The organism is Pseudoalteromonas sp. GB56 (assembly GCF_054923835.1).
The window spans coordinates 2,400,827-2,426,299 of the sequence record NZ_JBPCHK010000001.1; the positions used below are offsets into that span (position 1 = coordinate 2,400,827).

The window sequence follows — 25,473 nt, forward strand, 5'->3', positions numbered from 1 at the left end:
TATATGCTCCAACAAGAAATAGCTAATTTCCCACTGTTGCGACCATTATTAACGGCGCAAATTGCAGGGAAATAATCATCTTTATACAAAAAAAGCAGCCTAGGCTGCTTTTTGGTATTAACTTTGTAGTCGATCTTTGAGCGCTTGCGCTTCTTCTTGCAAAGATTCTGGACCGTTATCCAACACTTCTTGAAGAGCCTCTAGTGCCGAATCTACGTCATCAATTTCCATGTAGGCACGCGCTAAATCTAATTTGGCACTAAAGCCGCCATCCTCGGCATCAACATCTGTTTTAGGTGTATCTTCGAGCAGATCATCAAACTCCCCTAGCCCCACATCCATATTTGGGTCCGTGTATGGTTCATCGTCAGAATCCGCGTCGTCACTTTGCTCCAGCAATTCATCGATGTCCACATACGCGTGTTCATCAGCTTGCGTGTGTTGCTCACTTTGTATGGAGTCAGAAGCGTCGGCATCATCAGCGAGTAAGGCCCCTAAGTCCATGTCTTCATCTTGCCCGTCTGCTGAAATATCATCTGGTTCAGCTAGTTCATTGAGTAACGCATCAAAATCTGTTTGCGTTAAATCGGCAAGAAAATCCTCATCCATTTGCGAGTCATCAGCATCCACGAAATCTTCATCGAATGATGCATTAAGATCACTCTCTAGCTCATCATCAAGCAGTTCGCCAAGCTCTTGACTACCCGACAAAGCCATCGCCTCACTTAATTGCTGCTCTGTCTCACTGCTGAAATCTTCATCGAGTTCCAGTTCAGGATAGTCTTCAAGTTGCGCGCTTGGATTTTCAACATCGCCCATATCTACTGGGGGTTCAAGCACCTCAACTTGTTCTGGGTCGTCCAGTAAAGGGTCATCACCTAAGTCAATTTCTAAACCAGGCTCATCGAAATCAGCAAAATCGTCTTCGAGTGTTTGTTCTGAAAGTTGCTCTACTTGTTCAGTCGCAGCAGAATCGTCTTCTGTGTCATCAGCCGCTGCATCATCTGCTAACTCGAACTCTAAACTCGGTTCGTCGAAATCAGCAAAATCGTCTTCGCCTGTTTGTTCTAAAAGTTGCTCTGCTTGTTCAGTCGTAGCGGTGTCATCTTCTATGTCATCAGTTGCTACATCATCTGCTAATTCGAACTCTAAACTGGGTTCGTCAAAATCAGAAAAGTCTTCATCATGTTCTGTATTCGCTTGCTCAACGGGCTCTGTGTTCCCAGGAATTGGCTGGTCAACATCAAGTTCTTCAGCCTCAACAAGTTCGTCCTCTAATGATGTTTCTGGATCCTCTTGAAGTGTCTCATCTAACGCGCGTTCTTCATTAAACGTGTCCAGCGTATCTTCTGCGGATAAGGCTGCGGCTAGTTCCTCATCAACGTTTAAACCAGTTTCATCTCCAAGCTGTTCCTCTAACGCTGCCTCTGCATCGTTGTCGATTACCTCTTCGGTCTCAGGGTCGTCAAGCAATGCATTAACATCAAGGCCCTCTTCAGCATCTAGCGCTGGGCTTTCTTCCTCGGTTTCATCGAGTAAAGCACCAACATCTAAATCGTCTTCAATATCAAGCTCAGTACCTTCTTCAGCAGATTCATCTAGTAATGAATCGATATCAAGTTCATCTTCCGATGTTAGCTCGGCATCATCGCTCGCTGCTTCACCCAGCAAAGAGTCGACATCAAGTTCATCTTCAGCGTCTGGCTCAGCATCATCGCTCGCTGCTTCGTCCAGCAAAGCATCAACATCAAGTTCATCTTCAGCGCCTAGCTCAGCGTCATCACTTGCAGCTTCATCCAGCAAAGAGTCGACATCAAGCTCATCTTCCGCGCCTAGTTCAGCGTCTTCGCTCGCCGCTTCATCAAGCAAAGAGTCAACATCAAGCTCGTCTTCAGCGTTTGGCTCAGCATCATCGCTCGCTGCTTCGTCCAGCAAAGCATCAACATCAAGTTCATCTTCAGCGCCCAGCTCAGCGTCATCACTTGAAGCTTCATCTAGCAAAGAGTCAACATCAAGTTCATCTTCAGCGCCCAGCTCAGCGTCATCACTTGCAGCTTCATCAAGCAAAGAGTCAACATCAAGTTCATCTTTAGCGTCTGGCTCAGCATCATCGCTCGCTGCTTCGTCCAGCAAAGCATCAACATCAAGTTCATCTTCAGCGCCTAGCTCAGCGTCATCACTTGCAGCTTCATCCAGCAAAGAGTCGACATCAAGCTCATCTTCCGCGCCTAGCTCAGCGTCATCACTTGCAGCTTCATCCAGCAAAGAGTCAACATCAAGCTCGTCTTCTGAACCTAGCTCAGTGTCTTCGCTCGCCGTTTCATCAAGCAAAGAGTCGATATCAAGTTCATCTTCCGCGCCTAGTTCAGCGTCTTCGCTCGCCGCTTCGTCCAGCAAAGAGTCCACATCAAGCTCGTCTTCTGAACCTAGCTCAGTGTCATCGCTCGCCGCTTCGTCCAGCAAAGAGTCGATATCAAGCTCGTCTTCTGAACCTAGCTCAGCGTCTTCGCTCGCCGCTTCGTCCAGCAAAGAGTCCACATCAAGCTCGTCTTCCGAGCCTAGTTCAGCGTCTTCGCTCGCAGCTTCGTCCAGCAAAGAGTCCACATCAAGTTCATCTTCGTCTAGGGTATCTGCGTCCTGAGGAAGTTGCTCATCAGCAAGCTCCTCAGAAAAAGCCGCCATCGCTTCATCACTATCATCCCCTGTTTCAAGTGCAGGAGCAGACTCTACTTCGTCACTCACGTCATCAGTAGCAAATAAGTCGTCTATATCGTCATCGGACAGAATGTCGTCCGGTTCACTTTCTGGCGGCACATCGACGCTGATATCTTCGTTTGGTAGGTCAAAGTTCTGTTGTAACACCGCCTCTTCTTGAGACACGACACCATTGTCTTCATCGTCGAACACAATGTCATCATCACCGAGCAAATCATCCAATTCATCTTGGTCAAGTAAAGAATCTGTGTCTAATGAGTCAGCATTATCTTCGTATAAAATGTCATCGCCTGAATCAAGGAAGTCATCATCGTCAAGTTGAATACCCGGTTCATCAAGCGGTTCATCCAACATATCATCCAGTGGCCCATCAAGCGTGTCATCAAGTGGTAAGTCATCAAGGCCATCGTCACCGGCTGACAAATCCAAGTCATCTATGCCACTTGTTGGTGCTTTTTCTGTATTTAGTGTGGGTGCTTGGGGAATAAATTCGTCATCATTGGTTGGTTGCGCTGGCTCTTTTGCGCCGCGCTTTTTCAATATAAAGATGATTAATGCCAACACGGCTAGTGCTGGAATAGTCATCATCAATACCAATTTCAACCAATCTGGAACGCCGTCTAAGATGCTCTTGTTTGCTTCTTCTTGGGCTTGTTGTTTTCTTGCTAACGCCTCACGCTCAGCGAGAATTTGCTGCAACTGTCGTTGTAATTCCGCATCTTTTTCATCAAGTTGCGATTTTACTGAACTCAACTGCTCTGTGATTTTTTCTAGTTGTGACTTTAATTGCTGATTTTCAGCCAAAATCGATTCAACATCAGAAACCGACAGCTTAAATTGCTCTTGAAGCTGGGCTAAGCGCGCACTTTGCTCCTGCTTCACTTGCTCAAGCTCCGTTTTAAGCTCTGACTTTGCCTTTTCTACATCGGCTTGACGCGCAGAATTGGTCTGTTTCGCGACTAAGTCAATTTCACCTGCATCCAACTTGCCCGATTTTATTTTTTCCCACAATGCATCATCGAGCTCTGACTTTTGGCGTGCACGCTTAGGATCAATAGTGCGAATTTCTTGTAATGAAGGGATACGCAAATAAGCACCGTCAACCATATGGTTGAGGTTTTTATCTAAAAATGAGTCTGGATTCTTTTCGTATAAAGCAACCATGACCTGGTACATGGTCACTGAATTATCAGGTTTAACCTTGGCGGCAATACGCCAAAGGGTATCGGTAGGTTTAATTGGTCCGATTGAGCGGCCCTGTTCTCCGTAATCAACGCCTTTGGGGCCGCGAATTTCTGTATTTTGTGCGCTCGCACCACTGTGTGTAAGGGCTGCTATCAAAAAAACCAGTGTGACTAAAGTGCGCATGCTCTTCCTTTAATAACGTTTTCTACTGTGTTTGCAGGCTGTGATCGTGTGACCATTTTCTGACGAATCGTTGTTATTGTTATGCTTACCAGCAAGCATCATTCCACTTTCAAACTATAAACCAGTTATTTATGAATATCCACGGCCAAGGCGGCAATTTGCATACTTTGTGAAGTTTTTGATAAATAACAAAAAAGCGGCCAATGGCCGCTTTTGCTATAGATAGTGAGCAATGAGCTCTTCAGCAATCTGCACACTGTTAGTTGCAGCCCCCTTTCGGGTGTTATCGCTTACAACCCACATATTCAGGCCATGAGGGTGTGAAATATCTTGCCGTACTCGCCCTACATACACACTGTCATTGCCACTGGCATCAGAAACAGGTGTTGGATAATCATGTTCGTCTTCAATCAGCTCTACGCCCGGCGCATCTTGGAGTAATTGTTTTACATGTTCTACGTCCACAGGCATGCGCGTTTCTAGATGAATCGCTTCAGCATGGCCAAAAAACACAGGCACACGCACAGCTGTTGGGTTCACCATGACGGTCTCATCACCCAAGATTTTTTGCGTTTCCCACACCATTTTCATTTCTTCGCGGGTGTAGCCATTGTCTTCAAACGCATCAATCTGAGGAATGACATTGAATGCCATTTGCTTTGTGAAAACCTTGTTGTCCATCGGACGGCCATTCATTAAGTTGGCTGTTTGCTTAGCAAGTTCGTCGACTGCTTCTTTACCTGCGCCCGATACTGCTTGATACGTAGACACATTAATGCGCTCAATACCGTATGCATCATAAATAGGCTTTAATGCCACAAGCATCTGGATTGTGGAACAGTTTGGGTTGGCGATAATATTTCGGTTACGGAAATCTGCTAGGCTTGCACTGTTTACTTCAGGCACCACTAATGGAATGTCGTAATCGTACCGAAACTGTGACGTGTTATCGATCACCACGCAACCTGCCTCAGCTGCAATCGGTGCATACTTTTCTGATACGCTACCACCGGCAGAAAACAAGCCAATATGCGCTTGTGAGAAATCAAACTCTTCTACGTCTAATACTTCAATGGTTTCGCCATTAAACTCGATATCTTCACCCGCAGAGCGGCTGCTTGCTAGAGGGAACAATTGGTCAACTGGAAAGTTTCGCTCAGCGAGAGTTTCAATGATTTGGCGTCCAACCAAACCTGTAGCGCCCAGTACGGCAACATTAAATTTTTGCGACATGCTTCTTCCTCAAGGCATTAAATACTGAACCCAAACGCAGCCAAAGCGTTCAAGTTAGGGTTATTTCCAGTAAGCTTCAGTGTACTTAGCTCACGGCGAACCGGATAGGTTTTACGCAAAACGTCAAAGCCATGGCTATGAAGTTGAGCGCGCAAGATGGCATCGTCTCGACGCACATCGTAAATTAAATGAACAAGAGAGCCCAGTTCGTCTAGGCTCCAAGTACTTGCAAGCGTCAGCTCACTCATACTCGGTGTCGGTAAATGGTCAGTCAGCGTGCTTTGTGGCTCGATATTAAGATGACGGCAAAGTGTTTCATACAACATATGAGTACCACGCCCTTTACCCTCTAACGTGTGACCGGCAATATGTACAGTCGCCAATTCCACAAAAGGCAATAAATCTTCGAGAATATCTGGCTCGTTTTCCCATACATCAAGTACTAAGCACAGGTCATCGTGTTGTTCTTGGCGAGATAATAACGCCTTATTATCAATCACATCACCGCGACTGGCATTAATTACGATTTTATTCGCAGCTAAGGCGTTAATGCGCTGCTCGTCCAGCAAATGGTAAGTGCAATGTGCCCCATCTTTTACTAGCGGAACGTGGAAGGTGACAATATCGGCTTGTGCCACAGCTGAATCTAAATCAAGCCAAGGTCCTTCATCGCCACGCTCTTGACGAGGTGGGTCTACCAACAAAGTTTTCACACCCACTGCCGCTAGTTTGTCTGCCAGACATTGGCCAATACTGCCAACCCCAACAATGGCGATGGTTTTTTCGAACACTGAAAAATGCTGCTCTTGGGCCAATGCAAAAATGGCGCTCAAAACATATTCAGCGACAGCCACAGAGTTACAACCAGGTGCACTCGAAAAAGGAACGTCACGTGCAGTTAAGTATTGCTCGTCAATATGATCCACACCTATCGTCGCCGTGCCTACAAACTTTAGGTTGTCATTGTGTGCGAGCAACGCTTCGTTGACTTGAGTAACTGAGCGAGTCAACAACACATCAGCTTGCTGGGCCTGCTCTGGGGTGAGTGACCTGCCATCAAAACGCTCTATTTCACCTAACGAAGAGAAAAACGCCTCTACAAGCGGCATGTTTTGGTCTGCTAATATTTTCATGAATTATCCCAGCAACGACAGCGGAGCGGTATTTTATACCAAGTTGCTGCATTATTTAATCTCTAAGGCGCACAATTGTCTTATTCACGTCATCAATCGCGTAAAAACAAAAAAGCCACGCGATTGCGTGGCTTTTTTCACACTAAGGCTGGTTTAGCTTTTGAACTTGCTCATTACTAATGTCGCGTTCGTACCACCAAAACCAAAGCTGTTAGACATAACAGTGTTCAATTCAACATCACGACGCTCAGTCACGATATCTAAACCTTGTGCTTGCTCGTCTAATTCATCAATGTTGATTGAAGGCGCAACGAAATTGTTTTCAAGCATTAACAATGAGTAAATCGCTTCGTGCACACCCGCTGCACCTAACGCGTGACCTGTCATCGCTTTAGTTGCACTGATAGCTGGAGAGTTACCACCAAACACTTCTTGAATTGCACCTAGCTCTTTCACATCGCCCACCGGTGTAGATGTACCGTGTGTGTTTAGGTAATCAACTGGTGTATCTAGGTTTTGCATCGCTTGGCGCATACAACGTACTGCACCTTCACCTGATGGTGCTACCATGTCGTAGCCATCTGATGTTGCGCCATAACCTGTGATTTCAGCATAGATTTTAGCGCCACGAGCAAGTGCATGCTCTAATTCTTCAACAACAACGATACCGCCGCCGCCTGAGATTACGAAACCGTCACGGTTCGCATCATAAGTACGTGATGCTTTTTCTGGCGTTTCGTTGTACTTAGTAGACAGCGCGCCCATCGCGTCAAATTCCATCGCCAGAGTCCAGTGCAGTTCTTCACCACCGCCTGCGAAGATAACGTCTTGCTTACCCAGCTGGATTTGCTCAACCGCATGACCGATACAGTGTGCAGATGTTGCACATGCTGAGCTGATTGAATAGTTAACACCTTTGATTTTGAATGGTGTAGCCAAACAAGCAGACGTGGTACTCGCCATTGTACGAGGAACCATGTAAGGCCCTACGCGCTTCACGCCTTTTTCACGTAGCGTGTCAGCCGCTTCAACTTGGTATTTAGAAGAGCCACCACCTGAACCTACGATTAGGCCAGTGCGCTCGTTAGATACTTGCTCATCTGTAAGCTTTGCATCTTCAATAGCTTGTGCCATTGAGATGTAAGAGTAGGCAGCTGCATCACCCATGAAACGAAATGCTTTACGATCTACAAGCTCTTTTACATCTAAGTCGATGCTACCTGATACTTGGCTACGTAAATTGTAGTCAGCGAATTCTTGATTGTAAGCAATACCGCTTTTGCCCGTTTTTAAAGACTCTAGTACTTCTTCTTTATTATTACCGATGCTTGATACAACACCGATTCCCGTAATAACGGCTCTTCTCATGAGAATTTACCCTAGCTTATATCTAAATTGCGTGTAGTGTACGCGCAAATGTCCTTTGAAGTGGTCATTCCAGCGTACATATGTACTCTGAACTTTTCAAGCGCCATGCGATGATTCTTTTGTTGACAATATACGTACCGACTTAAAGGGGCTAAAATAGCGCGCAAATTGATGAATACCGAGTCCTAATGATTACCCACGCCACCTTACATTTTAATGAAACTGGCACCCCTGTTGCCGATGATTTTGACGACGTTTACTTTTCCAATGACGATGGTCTTGCTGAATCAGATTATGTATTTTATCAGCATAATCAGATAGATGAGAGACTTAAATCACACCCTCGCCGTCATTTTGTTATCGCTGAAACCGGCTTTGGGACGGGATTAAATTTTTTAAATGCATGGCAACGATTCAATAACTGCGACAACAAACAAGCACAAGCTCTGCATTTTATCTCCTTTGAAAAGTTTCCCATTCGCAAAGACGATTTGGTTTTAGCGCTCAATAACTGGCCGCAACTAAAAGAATACGCCAGCCAACTCATAGCGCAGTACCCCGATGCACTTGAAGGATGTCATCGCCTTCATTTTGAGAATGTCACCTTAGATTTGTGGATTGGTGACGTTCACGACTCGCTCGCCACCATGAATTACGGCACTCAAGGTCTGGTCGATGCCTGGTTTTTAGATGGCTTTGCGCCGAGTAAAAACCCAGACATGTGGCAACAAAGTTTATTCGATGCGATGGCGCATTTGGCTCGTGAAAATGCCACATTTGCAACCTTCACGGCGGCAGGGTTCGTACGCCGCGGTCTCAAAGACGCCGGTTTTGAAGTGCAAAAAGTAAAAGGCTATGGCAGAAAGCGCGAAATGGTGGTGGGAAAAATCACCGCTCCTACAGCCAAAGCAAACTGTCTGGCACCACTGCGACGTATGCCGAGAAATCTGAACAAGATTGCCGTGATTGGCGGTGGAATTGCCAGTGCTACATTGTTGCATCGATTAAGCGCACGCGGCATCGCTGCCAGCTTATTTTGCGCCGACGATGCGCTTGCACTAGGCGCTTCGCACAACAATCAAGGTGCTGTCTATCCGCATCTGCAAGCTGACAACTCTCCTTCGAGTGAGTTCTTTGCGCATAGCTTTGCCTACGCAAGGCGTTTTTACGACACGTTGTTAGCTGCTGGCCACCATTTTGATCATCAATGGTGTGGTGTATTGCTGCAAGGCGTCAAAGAAGAAATCTTAAAACGCCAAGCGAATCTTGTTGAAAAAGATAACTGGCCTCATTGGCTTATTCATCAAGTCAACGCGCAACAAGCCTCAGACATAGCGGGCATTGACACGCCATACGGCGGTTTATTCATTCCCCAAGCAGGTTGGGTCAGCCCCCCCCCAATTAGTGCAAGCAACAATAGACTCAGCCTGTGCGCAGGTAGCGCATGCATTGCATTTCAAAGTGCCTATCACCCGTCTACAAAAGGTGGGCTGCCAATGGCTACTGCACAGTAACGATCAAGTACATGGGCCTTTCGATGATGTCTTCGTGTGCATGGGTGAGCACAGCGAGCAACTGTTACAAGGCAGTGGTATTGGTTTGCAGAGCGTTCGCGGTCAAGTATCACACCTGGTCCAAAGTGACGCCTCCGCTGAACTGAAAACCGTGTTGTGCCATAAAGGCTATTTCACACCAAGTACCTCTGGCGAACATTGCATGGGTGCCACTTTTACTAAAGACACTCAAGCGCGCGATATTCGCGAGCACGACAACCACACCAACTGGCAACAATTTGCCGGATTTTATGGCAACTGCGCGTGGACTAAAGAATTGGGTCAGATCAATGGCGCAAAAGCAGCTATCCGTGCAACCCTCGCGGATCATTTACCGCTGTTTGGTCAATACGCGCAAGAACACGAATACACTCACGCTTTTCCACTACTAGGGAAAGGAAAATGGGAACAAGACCAGCCACTTATACATGACGCCGAAGGACTCCATTTGTTTACTGGGCTTGGCGCGCGCGGATTGTGTACAGCACCACTGAGCGCTGAAGCACTTGTAGCAAGCTTATGTGATGAACCTTTGCCGATCAGTTTACGGGTCGATAACGCACTTCATCCAGCTCGTTTTATCACTCGCAGCTTAAAACGCGGACAAATAATATGATTTTTTGTTAAACATGAGTTAACTTTATATATGATATCTAATGATTTTTCATATATGGAGTGGAACCATGAAGAACGCCCTTCGTCGAGCGGCAACCATGATAGCAGGAGGAGTGCTATTTGTAGTCAGCCAACAGGCCTTTGCTGATTTATCTGTCGTGCCCTTGCCTGAAGATTTTCAGACCCGTATGACGGTCGAAAAGAAATACCCAATGGTGTTGGACGGTTTTACTCGATTAAGCGATGCAGAAGTTCAGTCCTTTTACAGCAATAAACTAGGCGAGCCACTGAAGACAACCACAGATATTGGCCGTTTCACCTTGTTCTATAATGTGGCTGGTCACCCAGTAAAGATTAGTGTTTATCAACGTGGTGAATGGACCGAAGTGAGCGCAATGGTCAGTGCATCTGCCGACGCACAGATGTAAACGTCCAGCCTGCGATTGTTCAATGATAAAAAAGCCAGCATGAAGCTGGCTTTTTTATCGGCTGATTGAATGGCCAATTATGGCTTAGCTATTTGTATCACGACCCTGCGGTTTTTACTGCGGCCAATAACGGTTTCATTCGGTGCCACGTGACGCTTTTCGCCATAACCCGTTGTAACCAATTTACCTTCGTCTACCCCTAACTCTTTAATGTAATTAGCGATGGCTTCAGCGCGGCGTATCGATAATTGTTCGTTGATCCATCGACCACCGTAGCTATCGGTATAAGTAGAAATGGTGATTTGTTCAATCTCTTTGTCGTGTTTTAAATACTCGCCAATTTGCTGCAACCGCCTTTTCGAATCCTTCGTCAACTCGCTGGAATTCTTTTTGTAATTCATTACAGTAAACGCAATGTCTTCGAAACTGTAGGGTAATAAGCTGTCACGACACTGCAAGAAGGACCAATAAGCATCTTTAAAATTGATTGACGACAGTGCAACAGCAATACGGTCTTGCTGATTACGCCAATCCTGATAATAAAATGTCGGGTGATTTCCCTTTTCCAATTCAGATAACATCAGCCAGGTTGTTTTGTTACCCAACTCACCATCAAATTGACGCAATAAGTCCATCGACGCTAATGGTGTTGCTGTTTGCCCTGGACGCCATGAGGGCGGGACTGCTTCAAGGGAAGCGATATCATAGTTGTCCGGTTGAACCACCATGTCGAGGTTAAACAACAAATCTCGGTTCTTACTAGCATTTGCACTAAATACTGCTTCGCCATAGTACGGAACCTCATGATTCAACTGGCAATGTAATCGCGTGTTTTCGACCAAATCCCAATTGGAGCTTTGTGCATTAGCTTCATACGTGCGCATGGCGCCGTAAGCACTACTGGTTAAGCAAAGCGCAATCGCCAATGCTGAAAACTTAATCATGAATACACCCTACTCTGTCGGTATTTTGTCACCTGAAATCACCCATCGATATCAAAGCAAAAATTATACCATTCACCACTTTGAACCCTGCCACAACATCATAATTTTTTACCTTTGCCCCTGTCGTGCGGAGTCTGTTTTTGACATAATAGCCGACCTTTATTGGTATTTGGCAGTATTTGAATGGCAGACGCACAACAACCACTTTTTGCAAAACGTTTTCGTGGCTTCTTTCCTGTAGTTATCGACGTAGAAACCGCAGGCTTTAATAACCAAACGGATGCGCTATTGGAAATTGCGGTCACCACCTTAAAAATGGATGACCAAGGTGTGCTCAGCCTAGATGAAACCCAGCACTTCCATATTGAACCCTTTGAAGGTGCCAATATCGAACAATCTGCGATTGATTTCAATGGCATAGACCCGTTTTCACCGCTTCGAGGCGCTGTGGATGAGTCTGAAGCAATGAAGAGTATCTGTAAATTTGTGCGCAAAGCGCAAAAAGATGCGGGGTGTCAGCGTTCAGTGATTGTTGCCCATAATGCCGCATTTGATCACGGCTTTTTAAACGCAGCCATCGAGCGCTGCAACATTAAACGGACTCCATTCCATCCTTTTGTAAGCTTTGATACCACCTCGCTTGCTGGATTAGCACTGGGCCAAACGGTATTGGCAAAAGCTTGCCGGGCAGCCGGGATTGAATTTGATAATTCGCAAGCACACAGTGCCCTGTACGACACCGAGCGTACCGCCGAATTGTATTGTTACATCGTCAATAAATGGCAAGCATTGGGGGGTTGGCCACTGCCTGAAGAACCCACTGAAGAAGAGGCAAACGAGCAACAAAGCGACAGCGAGTAAGCCCTTTTGAATATCGCGCTTAACCGCTAGGTTCAAGCGCGAATTAACCTTATCTTAGTAAGGCCTTGTGAAACCCTAACTTTGTGCGTGTTTATCCAAAGTGCGGGCAGGTTTAAGAACACAAATGGCACTGCCAACTAAAAACACAACGGCTAAGTAAATAACGACATTGTACTGCTCTCCACTGAGTACCAAAGCAGCCACCATCGGTCCTGACGCTAATCCCATTTTTGACGCAAACCCACCCATTGCAGCAAACTGCCCTGCTTTATCCAGCTCGGAGCAGATCCCGAACATATAGGGCAACACGAAGGCCCAGCCTATACCAATAACAATATTGGCGTACAAATATACGTCTGCGTTATAGCTATACACCAACAACCAAGAGCAAAATGCAGTGACAGCAATGCCCAAAAGCAGCGCGCCCAATCGACCAAATTTCTTACCTATTATTATCACTAGAGCCGCACCAACTAACGCAACCCAACTTGCCATACCCAATGACGCACTCATAAATTCCATTTCGAGATTTGCAGCCAAACCAAGTGCAATCATATAGGCAAATAAGCCCATATTAGCTCCTTGAAACAAGAAGATAGCAACCAGTGTGAAAACCAACAAAAGGGTATTTTTTGTATCATTTTTAATCGCTTCTACCTTGGTATCATCTACATCGTATTGTGGTAGAAACACCAACATAATAAGCGCAACAACACTGAATGCCATCAAGGCATAAAACAGCGCTGCAGTACCATAATGTGGTACCAACCCTGGTAAAAACATCAGACCGAGCCCGCCCAGCCCCCATTGAATTAACAAGAGATAACCAAAGGTTTTATCTGGGTCTTGGGTGCGCGAGATGATGCTAAATCCAATGCCAACCAGCAACCCACCGGTGACACCATGCAACGCTCTGACCGCGACCATAAGCCAAGGCGAGTCAATGTGCATCGAGGCAAAATCAATAACCAACAACGCAGCTAGCAAACAGTAAGCCCAGCGTTGCCAACGTATTTTTTTGATTATAAACACAGCCAGAAGAGAGCCAAATGACGCACCGTACAGGTTCGCAGAACTCACGAACCCAGCCTCTTTATTGGTAAAACTCAACGCTTCAATCAAACCACTTACGACTGCTGGCATAATATTGATGTAAAAAATGCCCGCTGTGGTTAAAAATGCCAACATGACTTTGGCCATGACCCCGTTCGGCGCAACTTTATAATTGTGCAGCGTTTGTTCCTGACGATGTTGTTCAGCAGTGACTATGGAATCTGGCATAAAACCTCTCTTATTATTGTTGTGGTGAGATGCGTGGTTAATCGCATGCTATGCCCGCTTTTGTTAGTTGTTGTTTTAGCGGTGCTAATAGCGATTCATAGTTTCTCCACTGATCGCGGGAAGTCGAATAAAGGCCTTGTCTTACCTGCGATGCACTCGCCGTCGTACTCGCTGCTTTATTCGCTTCAAATTTAAGCATATGTGGCGTTACTTCAATATTGCAGTAATGCGCTAGCGCACCCACACTCGGGGCAAAATCATCAACCAAATCTTCGTACTGCAGCGTGAACATCGCACAGCCAAGCGATTGTTGAAATTGCACCATCATCTTTTGATGAGCGATGTAATATTGCGCCAGCTCATCCAAATTGTAGGAAAATGGGTAGCCATGAGTGAACAACTGTTTGTACATCGCATAACAAGTCGCCATTGGATGACGTTGAACATAAATGATTTTGGCATTTGGCAAGGCTTTGTGAATAAGCCCTGTGTAAAGTGAGTTCAATGGCAATTTATCAATAACGAAGCGAGCATCTGGATTTTCATCATTGAGGCAGGTGAGATAACGCTCACCTAATTCTTTAAAGTCCAATTGTGCGCTGCGTTTTACCAGATCAGGCTTACTTAACTGAGGCTGCGGATTATCTGCACGGATCATCTGTGTCATGGCCCTGGCGAAGTGGTTTAACTCACCTGCACTCTCTATATCATGATGTTGGGTAAGCACCCGTTCCACCAGCGTACTTCCTGTACGGGGTAGTCCAAGAATAAAAATAGGCCTATCACTGTCACACGCTGGCGACTTACTGGATATCAAACGGTGATTGAAGACACTGGTTAACGTATTCAGTGTGCGCACATCGCCACTGACGCTATAGCGCATGTGCGCGCGACGTATATCTGCGCCGTGTTTTACACAATCAGCACTGTGTGCGTACTGTTCAATGTCTTCAAATTCCTTCGCCAACGCATAATTGAGTTGAGCTTTCGCAATGGGGGGCAAGCTTTCAACTTTGAGTAAAGATTGAAGCTGTTCGATATGGTTGTCGTCTGGAGTTTGCTTTTTGATGCTTGAACGCAGCAGCAACGCTTCTGAGTCTTTAGGATTGATAGCGAGGGCTTTATCTAAATGCTCGGTAGCCTGAAGTAACTCTCCTAAATAACGCTCTACAGATGCCAAGTTAAAATACAAAGTTCCTAGGTGGTCGTTTGCATCACTACTATCTATGGCCAACAAATAATGCGCTTTGGCCAATGTGTATAACCCCAATTGATTCGCGAGCATGGCCACCTCACCATGTTTAGCGTAACCTGCATCCGCAGACAACTCGACACTTTTGAGTACTTTTTTCGCTTGTTGTTTGTTCCCTGACAAAATCAGACAACGGACCTTATGCATCCGCCATCGTGGTTCGCTCGGCTCCATTAACATAGCTTTGTCGATTGCTTCAAGCGCACAAATAAACCGGCCCTGTTGCATGGCTAAAAAGCTAGACACAAACCAGCTTTGCACTTGATGGGGGAACTGCTTTGACAAGGAGGAACAGTGGGGTTGGGCTTGGCGAAATTGCCGTTGATTGATTAATTGCCAGACACGGTTTAAATCTTCATTGTATTGCCCGTCATTATCAACTTGCATATCTACCTCCTAATACTACTCTCGAATTACCCTAACACCCAGCGCTACAAACTAATAGTAAAATGCGGGCTAACTTTAGTGCTAACCCGCTGTATTTACGTTAGAAACTGTAGCTCACTGACAAACCTATAGTACGTGGCAAACTGATGTAAGATTTCGATGAGTTACCTAGGAAGTTTTCACTCGGATCGGTTCCCATGTGGCCTTCGGTGATTAAACCTGTGACCCCTTCTTCATTGGTGAGGTTTTTCACATAGAGCGTTAAGTCCCACTGATCCATGCTTAAACGCGTGCTGGCATTAAAGATGGTGAAGCCATCAATCTCTGCTTGGCGCGTTGGGTTTTCACCCAACCAGTTTAATGACTCTGATTGGTAGTAAGCGTTGGCACGGGTGATCCAATACATGCCACCTTCCAAGGTGTGTGTATAGTCAAGCGAGAAGCTCAGTGTATGCTCGGGCGTTAACGGCAACGTATCGCCTTTGTCTGCTACTTGCGTTGTTGGTGAATCGACCCACACAGGTGACGGCGCAAAGAAGTCTTCGCTAAGCTCTGCTTTTACATGGGCATAACCGAGCACATAACGTAAATCATCCGTAATATACCCTTGTAACTCAGCCTCTAACCCTTTTGTTTCTGCAGCTTCGCCGTTGGCAACGGTAAAGAAGCCCCATGCTGATGCGGTATTAAGCTGTGGGTTTTGCCAATCCATATAGAACGCAGATAGTGTGTAACTGTGCGCTCTATCGGCCAAATAGCCTTTTACACCGAACTCATAGTTTGTCACGCTATCCGATTGATAACTTTGCCATTCTGGACGCTCCGCTAAATTACCTTCCAAGGGCACCGCATTGGCACCACCACGGCGGTAGCCTTCCGAAATAGTACCGTAGAGCATAGTGTCAGCACTGATATCGTAGGAGATATTACCTTTGAACAAAATGTCATCTTCTTCACTGGTAAAGCTTGGATCGTCTCCTAAGAATGGCCAGATCGGCAAAATCAGATCGGTTTCGTTGACGTACTCATTATCAAAATAACGCGCGCCGAGTGTGGTACGTAATTTGTCAGAGAAGTGGTAAGTTAACTCACCGAAAATGGCTGTGTCTTTAAAGTCCACGTTACGGCGATAGTAAAAATCTTGGTCTGTGTAGACCATACCGTAATCGCCCATGACGTCCCACCAATCAAATGCCGCTTCGGCCCATGCTTGATACCCTGGCATGAAGCTATCTTGATAAGTGAAAGACTCTTGGTCCATGTAATACAATCCAAACACCCAATCGATATTGTTTTTGGTTTCGTTGGAGACAAGGCGAATTTCCTGCACTAAGGCTTCATCTTCATAGCCACGTACCGCTTTGGCGAGCGGCCTTGGTGAGCCATAATATAAATCGGCAAACCAGTCTTGTTGAGCGTAAAACCCGGTGTTATCGCTGATTGCTTCACCTTCGTGGTCATACATGGATGTACTCGATGTGAGCGTCGCAAAGCCCAAGTCCCATTCGACTTCAAGCGCTGTCAATGACACATCACGCTCTGACGGCTCCAAGATTGCAGCACCGTTTTCATATTCGCCGTATTGCTCCTCTTGGCCATTGACCCAGTGAGTACCTTTAGTTACTTGGCGACGTCCACCGGTTTCATCTTCTTGAAACTGGTGTGAAATGAGAATGTTCAACGTATCTGTTGCTTGAAATAGCAGCGACGCACGGCCGTAACTGATGTCCACATAATCAGCATCTTCAACACGCTCAAACAAAGGGCCACCACTGGCGATATCACCACCTTGTGCCAGTGGTGCGTAATTATTGCTATCTAACTGATAAACATGGGCATAGTCGACGATGCCGTCATTATCTACCTTGCCAAAATTAGCGCGAAAGGCAACGCTATCACCCAAAGGAATATTAATCATGGCATCGAGGTTGAGGTTATTACCTTCAGAACCATCTGTTTGGCTGTAGTTAAGGCCAACCTTGCCGTAAAAATCTCCCGTATCAGGACGATTCATGCGGTATTTCACGGTACCCGCCAGCGAGCCTGAACCATACAATGTGCCTTGTGGGCCACGTAATACCTCAACCATTTGTACATCTTTTAAGATGAAGTTGGCATACAAAGGGGTGTCGTTAACATAGGATGCAACGGTAGGTACGGCTGATAATGGCACGTCACCATTGGCACCATTGTCGACATTAACGCCACGAATGATCACGCCATTGACCGTACCCGAATTACGATAACCGCGGTCAACAACAGAGATACCTGCCACATTTCTCATTAATTCGGATGAGTCCACAATGTTGCCATTGGCCAACTCTTCACCAGACACTGCGGAAATATTGTAGGGCACTTCTTGAATGCTTTGTGTGCGGCGGTTCGCTGTGACTTCAATACGTTCCATTTTACCCGCTTGTTCAGCTTCTTGCTCATCTGCAAATACCTGAGTTGGTATGACGCAAAGCATTAATGCTGAGCTAATTGCAGTACCTAAAAGTGATTTTTTAAACGTAACCTGTTGCATAGCGTTGGCTCCATCAATTTGTTGTTTTTTTCGCCTTTGATTCAGACTAATTCATGCTTATGGGATCAAATAGAACCAGTTTTTATAAATCGATTGGTCCAGTTTGTTATTTTCCCTACTGCACATTTTTTGTGTCTGACGCGGGAATTGCTAATTCACCAAGACTATTTAATTCATTGTTTTTATTTATTATTTCTGAATACTTATTGATAGCTACTTTGTTATCTCTAAAGCTTTTCAGTGGCTGGCCCAACATTAATAGACCACGTTCGCGGTTTCGTCGTACCACTGAAAAGTCCACTTCTATAGGGATGGCTTCTGTGTCGCTACCAGCTTGATACAACACATCACCTTGAGGACCAACAGCAATCGATTGACCATTACCTATAGGCCCCGCCGCATTAACAGCGAGCACGTAACATTGGTTTTGAATAGCGGTGGCTTGGGCCAGTATTAATTCTTGCGGGCGGTCTATCGTGCCTGTCAACGTGGGGTAAATGATCATCTCAGCGCCGAGGCATGTGAGTGCTCTGGCCACTTCTGGAAACCACAAGTCATAACAAATTGCGATTCCTATTCTCCCCTGAGGCACATCAAAAACCACATAGTCACTGCCGCATTCCACGCCTTGCTCATAAGGGTAGAATGGGAATATTTTCCTATACCTATCAACCACCTCACCATTGTTGTTGATAATTGATGTGGTGTTATAGATATGCTCACCATCACGTTCAAACAAGGAGCCTGGTATCAGCCAGACATTGTGTTCTTTAGCGAGCTGGCAATAAAAATCCTCTGTTTTGTTGGGCAGCGGTTCGGCATATTTTTTATCTATGCCAAAGCTGGCTAACTCGCTGAGGACTATCATATCCAGCCATGGATAGCGCTTTTTAGTGCTGGCAATATACCGAGCAATGGTCGCTAGCGAGTCTTCATTAGCGAGCTCAAGTTGCAATCCAGCGATAGAAAAATGGTTCATGTGTGCAATACCTGCGTGAAGTTATTCATTAAAAATGTGCATCCTTGGAACCAATCTATAAACTCATGCGGGCGTTGAGTAGTACCAGATACCACAAACCAATGGAGCCAGTTAATCTAGGGCGTGTTGATCGTTGCTGTTTGTTTTTGCAGCAGGCAGTGGGGTATTTTGGCCAGGCAGAACCTACGTCGCATAGTGACTCTATGTAAGTCAGGTGATAACGCAGATAAAATACCCCAATGGCACTGCCCATAGGGTTCAACCAAAGACATACTTCAATGGTCAACACGCTCTAAGTAATCAACTATATTGAGGTAGCGTACAAACGCGTAATTGGTGTCGAACCATTTGATTTGTTGGCCATCACTGACCACGTAATAGCTTTTCTCTTCCCCGTAGCCCCACAATTGCCACCGGCGATAATAGCGACCATTGTCTATCCACCACACACCGACATCAGTTTCTTTATCTAATCCACCAGTGCTGCCTCGCATGGTGCCATCAGGCCACAGCTCTATGAGGCATGGCACGCCATACACCATTTGGCATTCCAGTCGAACTCCACTGAGCACCTGCGCTAAGCGCGCATCATCTAGCAACTGCCCTTTAGCATTGGACAGGGTTTCTTCGTCATCTGCGAGTGTGTGAATAAGATCGGCCAGCTTACTGACACCGTCACGAATACGCTCGTTTGCGATACTGGTGACCCCCATGCGAAAGCAGTTTTCTGGGTAATCACTGCGGGCGTAATAACGCTTAACTGGCTCCAATAAAATACCCACATCGGCTGCCTCTTTGAGAAGACGCTCACCATCGAGATTTTTCGGGCCAGTGACCCAATAAGCTGTGCCACCTTGTATGGGGCCAGTATTTATACAATTGGGTAAATAGATATTGAGCGCTTCTCGCAAGGTCAACCAGCGCTCAAAAAACACCTTATGTAGATGCATCATGTAGGCATCGAAGTAGCCCATGGCTAAGAAGTGGGCCACCGCCCGCTGGTTGTTCAAAGGCGGTGTACGGGTCGTGACTTTACGCAGTTTTTTTAGCTCATGAATAACGCCACTGTCGGCCACTACGAAGGCAATTTGCACGCCCGAAGCCATCACTTTTGACAAACAAGACACATACAACACCCGATTTTGTGTATCGAGCGAGCGCAGCGCGGGATGCGGTTGGCCAAGAAAGTTACTTTCAAACTCAAAGTCGTCTTCAATGATTAATAAGTCATGAGCTTGTGCTTTTTGCAGTAATTCGCGGCGACGCTCCATAGACATAGTCACACTAGTCGGTGTTTGGTGGCTGGGTGTGGTGTAGAGCATGTCGCAATCGTTTAGGGCATCGCTCACCACCACACCTTGTGAATCGACATCTTGATAAACCAACTGCGCACCTTGGCGTGCAAGCAAGTCACGTATTTCAGGGAAGCCAGGTTCTTCTACAGCCACTTTCACTGAATCATCCACGAACAATTGCGTGATTAAATGCAGTGCCTGTTGGGAGCCAACTGTGATAAGGATTTCATCTCTATCCGCGACGATACCGCGGCGCGGTAAAATCTTACTACGGATTTCATCGAGTAACATTGGGTCGTCTTCCAACCCCTGTAATTTAGACCACTGGGCAATTTCTTTCGGCGCGTTCGCCTTGCGGTTTGCGTCGCGCCATTGGGCCACTGGGTACAACGAGGCGTCGAATTTTCCGTCTAAAAATGGATAAGGGTAACTGTGCCAGTTCAATGGGCTTGAGGTTTCATTAGTGCTTTGCAACGTCCCTTTAAAGCGATGCGCATTATCCTGCGATTGGTGTTTGTGCGTCAGTAAATGCTGATTGGCCACCTTGCCTTGAGCGATTAACTCGTTCACATAGATACCGCTGCGTTGTCGGCTAACTAAGTAGCCTTCATCGAGCAATGCTTGATAAACCAACACCACGGTATTTCTGGAGACGCCCAGTTGATCCGCCAACTTTCGTGAAGACAGCATTTTGGTACCAGGTAAAAAGGTGCCATGGACTATGCCCTCAACTAATTGCTGACGAATTTGATTTTGCAGACTCGTGTCGCTGTGCGAGTCAATGTGAATTAAATGCTTGCTCATTTTTTCAACTTATCTGCTAGTTGCTGATTTTGCAATAACAACAAAGCGCAAAGTCAACCATGTAAGCCATTGATTTGTAGCTATTTAACAAACATTTCAAGCGAGCTTATGAGTAATAAACCACATTAATAAAACACGCTGCATGCACCATAAAATCAGGCTTTTTCGTGCAATTCCAGCACTGATTTTTGCCCAAATATGGGCGCGCCATAGCCAATTAAAACTAGGCAAATTTGGCACCATAAAAACTTACAAACTGGCACTATTTTTTTGCAGGCCTGTTGATAGTTTAAATTTTAGGCAAGCAATTTGGCATACAACATTGGACGATGTATTACCCCCGCTCATGCCTAAAAGGGGCCATAAAGAACTATTAGGTGGCTAATTTAATCAGTTATTGGGACAGACAAATGAAAACAACAATATTGATACCCATCGTCCTCACCCTTGCATGCTCCGCCAGCATTGGCCACGCACAGGTGGTAGAAGATTTTGAAAATGGCAGCATAAGTGCCTGGACAACCTCTGGCACAGTGGAAATTCACACCATCACTGCACTCGGGAATTACTCGATGCGACTCAAAGGGGGGGCCAGTGCCGAGCGCATGTTTGCCACCAGTGGCGATGTTACTGTGTATATGAGCGCAAAGAGCCTTGAAACTGGGGACTCCTGTGACGTATTCGTATCGCAAGACGGTGTTAATTGGGGCGCACCCATCTTTACCTTAAGCAACGGCCAAGATGATGGTCAATTTTCATCTGCCACTGCGACAACCTCAGGCGGACAAACGCACATCCGTTATGTACAAAATGGGACCTCAGCGGATTATTGTTTTGCCGACAATATCAGCATTGAAAATGCCGGACCCGCAACCCCGATTTTGACTCTAAGCGGCTCTGGTTCATTTGGTAGCGTTACAGTAGGTAGCACGAAAACAAACGCATTTACAATTACCAATACGGGAAATGCCGACTTAGCCGTGCAAAATATCACAGGCATTAGCGCACCGTTTAGCCTCTCAGGCGACACCTGTAGTTCGACGACGCTCATGGCAAATGCGCAATGCGATTTCAACGTCACGTTCGCGCCAAGTACCGAAGGCGCAGCAACAGCCACTTTGAATATCAACAGTAATGTGCCAACCCAGAGCATTAATTTGCAAGGCTCAGGGGTGGATGGCACGCCTCCACCACCGCCCTCTGGTGATTTACATGTGTTCAGTGGCGATGGCAACGTAAGCCGAACTGCATTAACGCTGAGTCAGCTTAACGGCTCCACTCTGTCAATGATGGACTTTAGCCACTACAGCCATGGCTCCAGTGAATTAAACGCCGATAATTCTCTCGCCAAAGAACCAAGCAATACGTTCAGTGGGCGGCTAGTGCTCAATCAAGGCAGTAGCACAGCACTTAACTTTGTGGAGCGCACATCTGGGCGAGGCATTGCCAGTGACTATAACGACCCAGGTCGCTTACCTGCGTTTGACTTTGAGTTCGTACAAGTAGGCTCGCATATCATTCCTAAACAACGTGGCTTGATTGTTTCTGGCAATATTGGTGCGCCCGATTACCAAGATTGGAATTACATCCTTGAACCTGGTCGTGTGTGGGATGAAAATGCCGACAGCGGCTATTCTCGTGTGGCCATTCCTTTTGCGCTACAAGAAAATCAAGCGAACTGTACACACAATGGCATGATCACCTTTGCCTTCAAAGACGATGGCTCGATCACCAATGCCGCAGTGCAAGTGGGTGGGGAAACCTGCTTGTATTTTCAATATGACCTCTGGGGTATGGTAGATGCAGACTATATTGCCGGCCCCGTTGCCAACAGCGCTACTATCGTCACAGCATATGAATCAGAAGTACTCAATCGCATACCAACAAAACCAATCAGTGCACTGGCGACTGATTACCCAAGCAGCAACGTCAATGTGGCGAATATCGCCTCCGAGCAAGCATCAGCCCCCACTACTCACGGTGTGCTCTACAATGGTGTGCATTACGCTGCACCTTGCTCTACCCGCTATGGCGACTACCCCTATTGTGAAGTCATGAGTTTGCCCTCTTATTCCACAGCCAAAACGGCTGTTACCAACTTTGCCTATGCGCTATTGCTAGAACAAGACGCGGGTGTACGTAACTTGATGGTTTCTGCCAATGTGCCTGAATGCCAAGACAACATTAACGGCACGGATTCTATTTGGAGTGACGTAAGTATTGAGAATGCGCTGGATATGGCCACTGGTAACTACCGACTCTCTTCTTACGAAGGTGATGAAGGCAGCACGGCGGTCCTTAATGAGTTCTTTTTAACCTACAGCCACGATGACAAAATCAAGCATGCGTGTGAGCGCTACATCCGCAAATCAACGCCTAACACCCATTTCTCTTATCATTCGTCTGATACTTACATCGCTGGCGTAGCGCTGGATAATTACACCTCTGGCGATCTATTTGATAAATTGGTGAACGAGGTATACAAACCGTTGCACTTAAGCCCTGCTACCTACACTACCGTGCGCACTCAAGGTGCTGTAAGCGATCCATTCTGGAGCCATGGCATGACGTGGCACGCAGACGACATGGCTAAACTCGGCCAACTTGTGAATAACCGTGGTGTTATTGCTGGCCAGCAAATACTCAGCAGTGCCTTTATGGATGAAATGCTGTTGCAAACCAGTGATATTGGTCTGCAAACCTATGGCGCTGAGTCCACATATATTAACGGCATGTGGACCTACGATATGGGCCAACGTACCAATGCCGTTTGCCCGAGTGGCTCTTGGGTGCCTTATATGTCAGGCTATGGCGGCATTGGCATTGTGCTCTTCCCTAATGGTGCCGTTTATTACTACGTGAGCGACAGCAACAGCTTTGCCTTTGGTGGTGCTGAGGCTGAGCTACATAAAATCAGTAATATTTGCCCTCAATAACCCCCAAAAAAAGCCCAGTTAGCTCAGCTCAAAACGAGCCTGCTAACTGGGTTTCTTTGTTCTGAACACTTGAAATAAGATTACTTCACACCCATATCGATTAAAGAACAAGCAAACAATTGATTTCAATAGCTTAGCAAAGCGCAGAATTTGCGAAATGTATTGATAAGCGAAATCGTAGGGGCTACAATGCCCGCAAATGTTGACTTTGACGCACTAGCCGATAAGTTAGTATTAACTGAATTTTTTGGATTCAGGGGCTGATTAGGATTCGACGGGATTCAAGAAGCCTGAGGTGCATGTCGAGGTGCGGTTGGCCTCGTAAAAAAGCCGCATTTAAAGTAATCGCAAACGACGATAACTACGCTCTAGCGGCATAATAGCCCGCTAGCACTTCTCCGGTGTATGTCTGTGGACCCGGTTCTGAAGTGTCACCCTACACGGACTCGCTACGGAAACCCTGGCCGGGGTTGAAGGGCTAAAACTAAGCGGCCTCGCCTTTGTTTATCGTGTTCGTCCGAGACTCAAAGGTTAACCAAAAGACGATACTAAACATGTAGGACCGATGGTCGAGGTTTTCCGGACGGGGGTTCAAATCCCCCAGCTCCACCAATAACAAACCCTGTGCTGAAAAGCACGGGGTTTTTTATTGCCCAGAATTTGGGGGGTGAATGAAACCCCATAGGTTGACACAAAAAGTTCGAGGGATTTGGGTTCAACTATAAGCATGAACCCAGCTCTAAATTTTCAGTAACTAACCTATATACTTACCTGTCTTAAATGCTTTTACTGCTTTCGACACAAGGTCGGTACCAAATAATAGGCTTCGACGCTATAGCATTATGAATAGCGTTTACTAGTTGTGTGTTTCCCCCCACGGGGTTATAAATTCCAACGACCCGAGCATGCGTTTTGGTATTTTCCTCGTCATGAAGAACAGCTTTAATACCACCAATGGCCAAAATAGCATTCTGTATAGTTGTTTGATTTAATTCGCTCGGCAACGGTAATGTAGTTGAAATAGTCTTGCCAGTTACACCTAACGTTTGTACCACCAAACTACCACTCGTCTTACCTGAAGCAGCATCTGCAGCTAAAGCACCAAGGCTACCCAAATTTGCTTCGCCGTCAAGGACTGTTACATTCGCTGTTAGCCTTAGCCCTACTCCGACATAAACTGTAACGTTTATAATTTCAGCAAACTCACCATATGATTGCAGACCCTTCTGTGCCTTGATCAATTGTTGTATAGCACCTTCTTTATAATTCGCATCTAAATCAATCCTATAAACTTCGTAGGTACTCACCGTGTCAGGTGTGGAAAAGAGCCCTACACTTTGACTTCCAGTCTTCCTATTTACAACCAACGGAACAGAAACAGCATCAACATTTGTATAGTCCAGCACCACTTTGTAACTTTTTCCTTTAGCTCCCAAAGAAATGGGCCCAAAGCTTAAATTTCCTGAGTTGTTGTAGCTAGCAACAACCATACGAACTGTTTGGTCAGGTAAAGAATCCAATAGTGACTTCCACTTATTGTTGTCTTCTTCAGGAGTTTTTTCATTACCACTTTTTCCACCACAACTTCTGCTGTTACGCGAAGAGAACACAGGTAAGGGATCAAGAGGTATATAAGAAGCAACAACCCTTCCTTCACCCAACGTTTCAGGAAGGTCATGACTATCACCATTTATGTGACAGGCTCCAACTAAAAAGAATGGAATTAATAAGCACATTTTACGTAGCATTTTAACGTCCTTGTTTGAACCCAAATAACAGACAAAGGTTAGTAAC

At 46.0% G+C, this 25,473-nt stretch carries 14 protein-coding genes, 1 other RNA gene and 1 pseudogene; 5 read left to right on the forward strand and 11 right to left on the reverse strand.

Annotated elements, in window-relative coordinates; translation table 11 throughout:
• Nucleotides 1-117: 117 nt before the first annotated feature.
• The 4 genes from ACH19P_RS11300 to fabB form a co-directional block, all read right to left on the reverse strand.
• Entirely contained in the window at nucleotides 118-4,083 is a 3,966-nt protein-coding gene (locus tag ACH19P_RS11300; RefSeq protein WP_462158637.1) for a FimV/HubP family polar landmark protein, read from the reverse strand.
• A 216-nt stretch (nucleotides 4,084-4,299) separates the two neighbouring features.
• Entirely contained in the window at nucleotides 4,300-5,316 is a 1,017-nt protein-coding gene (locus ACH19P_RS11305; RefSeq protein WP_462158638.1) for an aspartate-semialdehyde dehydrogenase, read from the reverse strand.
• 17 nt (nucleotides 5,317-5,333) lie between these two features.
• Nucleotides 5,334-6,449 (reverse strand): 4-phosphoerythronate dehydrogenase, encoded by a 1,116-nt coding sequence (locus tag ACH19P_RS11310; RefSeq protein ID WP_462158639.1) that lies wholly within the window; start codon nucleotides 6,447-6,449, stop codon nucleotides 5,334-5,336.
• Nucleotides 6,450-6,602: 153 nt separating this feature from the next.
• Nucleotides 6,603-7,817, reverse strand: a complete 1,215-nt coding sequence (gene fabB / locus ACH19P_RS11315; protein WP_462158640.1) for a beta-ketoacyl-ACP synthase I — start codon at nucleotides 7,815-7,817, stop codon at nucleotides 6,603-6,605.
• Between the two features lie 188 nt (nucleotides 7,818-8,005).
• On the opposite strand from fabB, the pseudogene mnmC reads away from it, so the two are divergent.
• Both mnmC and ACH19P_RS11325 read left to right on the forward strand, forming a co-directional pair.
• Nucleotides 8,006-9,986: pseudogene (gene mnmC, locus ACH19P_RS11320) on the forward strand (bifunctional tRNA (5-methylaminomethyl-2-thiouridine)(34)-methyltransferase MnmC2/FAD-dependent 5-carboxymethylaminomethyl-2-thiouridine(34) oxidoreductase MnmC1).
• Nucleotides 9,987-10,053: 67 nt separating this feature from the next.
• Nucleotides 10,054-10,413: a hypothetical protein gene (locus ACH19P_RS11325; protein WP_462158641.1), complete on the forward strand. Its 360-nt coding sequence runs from the start codon at nucleotides 10,054-10,056 to the stop codon at nucleotides 10,411-10,413.
• A gap of 77 nt (nucleotides 10,414-10,490) precedes the next feature.
• On the opposite strand, the gene ACH19P_RS11330 is transcribed toward ACH19P_RS11325, so the two are convergent.
• A complete protein-coding gene (locus ACH19P_RS11330; RefSeq protein WP_462158642.1) occupies nucleotides 10,491-11,357 on the reverse strand; it encodes a flagellar protein MotY in 867 nt (288 codons plus the stop codon).
• Between the two features lie 183 nt (nucleotides 11,358-11,540).
• Between ACH19P_RS11330 and rnt the strand changes: the two genes are divergently transcribed.
• A complete protein-coding gene (rnt, locus tag ACH19P_RS11335; protein ID WP_462158643.1) occupies nucleotides 11,541-12,218 on the forward strand; it encodes a ribonuclease T in 678 nt (225 codons plus the stop codon).
• A 75-nt stretch (nucleotides 12,219-12,293) separates the two neighbouring features.
• Here rnt and ACH19P_RS11340 read toward each other — a convergent pair whose 3' ends face one another.
• From ACH19P_RS11340 to pdxR, 5 genes are all read right to left on the reverse strand, one after another.
• Nucleotides 12,294-13,499 (reverse strand): MFS transporter, encoded by a 1,206-nt coding sequence (locus tag ACH19P_RS11340; protein WP_462158644.1) that lies wholly within the window; start codon nucleotides 13,497-13,499, stop codon nucleotides 12,294-12,296.
• Between the two features lie 37 nt (nucleotides 13,500-13,536).
• Entirely contained in the window at nucleotides 13,537-15,138 is a 1,602-nt protein-coding gene (locus ACH19P_RS11345) for a tetratricopeptide repeat-containing sulfotransferase family protein (protein ID WP_462158645.1), read from the reverse strand.
• 100 nt (nucleotides 15,139-15,238) lie between these two features.
• Nucleotides 15,239-17,665, reverse strand: a complete 2,427-nt coding sequence (locus tag ACH19P_RS11350; RefSeq protein ID WP_462158646.1) for a TonB-dependent receptor — start codon at nucleotides 17,663-17,665, stop codon at nucleotides 15,239-15,241.
• A 115-nt stretch (nucleotides 17,666-17,780) separates the two neighbouring features.
• Nucleotides 17,781-18,644, reverse strand: coding sequence for a carbon-nitrogen hydrolase family protein (locus tag ACH19P_RS11355; protein WP_462158647.1), 864 nt, complete (start codon nucleotides 18,642-18,644; stop codon nucleotides 17,781-17,783).
• A 275-nt stretch (nucleotides 18,645-18,919) separates the two neighbouring features.
• The gene (gene pdxR, locus ACH19P_RS11360) at nucleotides 18,920-20,743 is read right to left on the reverse strand and encodes a MocR-like pyridoxine biosynthesis transcription factor PdxR (protein WP_462158648.1); all 1,824 of its coding nucleotides are present in this window, start codon (nucleotides 20,741-20,743) and stop codon (nucleotides 18,920-18,922) included.
• Nucleotides 20,744-21,153: 410 nt separating this feature from the next.
• On the opposite strand from pdxR, the gene ACH19P_RS11365 reads away from it, so the two are divergent.
• Nucleotides 21,154-23,679, forward strand: coding sequence for a choice-of-anchor D domain-containing protein (locus tag ACH19P_RS11365; RefSeq protein WP_462158649.1), 2,526 nt, complete (start codon nucleotides 21,154-21,156; stop codon nucleotides 23,677-23,679).
• 256 nt (nucleotides 23,680-23,935) lie between these two features.
• Nucleotides 23,936-24,291, forward strand: a transfer-messenger RNA (tmRNA) gene (gene ssrA / locus ACH19P_RS11370).
• Nucleotides 24,292-24,455: 164 nt separating this feature from the next.
• On the opposite strand, the gene ACH19P_RS11375 is transcribed toward ssrA, so the two are convergent.
• Nucleotides 24,456-25,427 carry a hypothetical protein gene (locus ACH19P_RS11375; protein ID WP_462158650.1) on the reverse strand — a complete coding sequence of 324 codons (972 nt, stop codon included), beginning with the start codon at nucleotides 25,425-25,427 and terminating at the stop codon, nucleotides 24,456-24,458.
• Nucleotides 25,428-25,473: the final 46 nt, after the last annotated feature.

Coding starts and splice junctions, on each gene's coding strand:
- ACH19P_RS11355 (WP_462158647.1), bottom strand. CDS start 18,644: ATGAACCATTTTTCTATCGCTGGATTGCAACTTGAGCTCGCTAATGAA.
- pdxR (WP_462158648.1), bottom strand. CDS start 20,743: ATGAGCAAGCATTTAATTCACATTGACTCGCACAGCGACACGAGTCTG.
- ACH19P_RS11350 (WP_462158646.1), bottom strand. CDS start 17,665: ATGCAACAGGTTACGTTTAAAAAATCACTTTTAGGTACTGCAATTAGC.
- ACH19P_RS11365 (WP_462158649.1), top strand. CDS start 21,154: ATGAAAACAACAATATTGATACCCATCGTCCTCACCCTTGCATGCTCC.
- ACH19P_RS11375 (WP_462158650.1), bottom strand. CDS start 25,427: ATGCTACGTAAAATGTGCTTATTAATTCCATTCTTTTTAGTTGGAGCC.
- ACH19P_RS11310 (WP_462158639.1), bottom strand. CDS start 6,449: ATGAAAATATTAGCAGACCAAAACATGCCGCTTGTAGAGGCGTTTTTC.
- ACH19P_RS11340 (WP_462158644.1), bottom strand. CDS start 13,499: ATGCCAGATTCCATAGTCACTGCTGAACAACATCGTCAGGAACAAACG.
- ACH19P_RS11300 (WP_462158637.1), bottom strand. CDS start 4,083: ATGCGCACTTTAGTCACACTGGTTTTTTTGATAGCAGCCCTTACACAC.
- fabB (WP_462158640.1), bottom strand. CDS start 7,817: ATGAGAAGAGCCGTTATTACGGGAATCGGTGTTGTATCAAGCATCGGT.
- ACH19P_RS11345 (WP_462158645.1), bottom strand. CDS start 15,138: ATGCAAGTTGATAATGACGGGCAATACAATGAAGATTTAAACCGTGTC.
- ACH19P_RS11305 (WP_462158638.1), bottom strand. CDS start 5,316: ATGTCGCAAAAATTTAATGTTGCCGTACTGGGCGCTACAGGTTTGGTT.
- rnt (WP_462158643.1), top strand. CDS start 11,541: ATGGCAGACGCACAACAACCACTTTTTGCAAAACGTTTTCGTGGCTTC.
- ACH19P_RS11330 (WP_462158642.1), bottom strand. CDS start 11,357: ATGATTAAGTTTTCAGCATTGGCGATTGCGCTTTGCTTAACCAGTAGT.
- ACH19P_RS11325 (WP_462158641.1), top strand. CDS start 10,054: ATGAAGAACGCCCTTCGTCGAGCGGCAACCATGATAGCAGGAGGAGTG.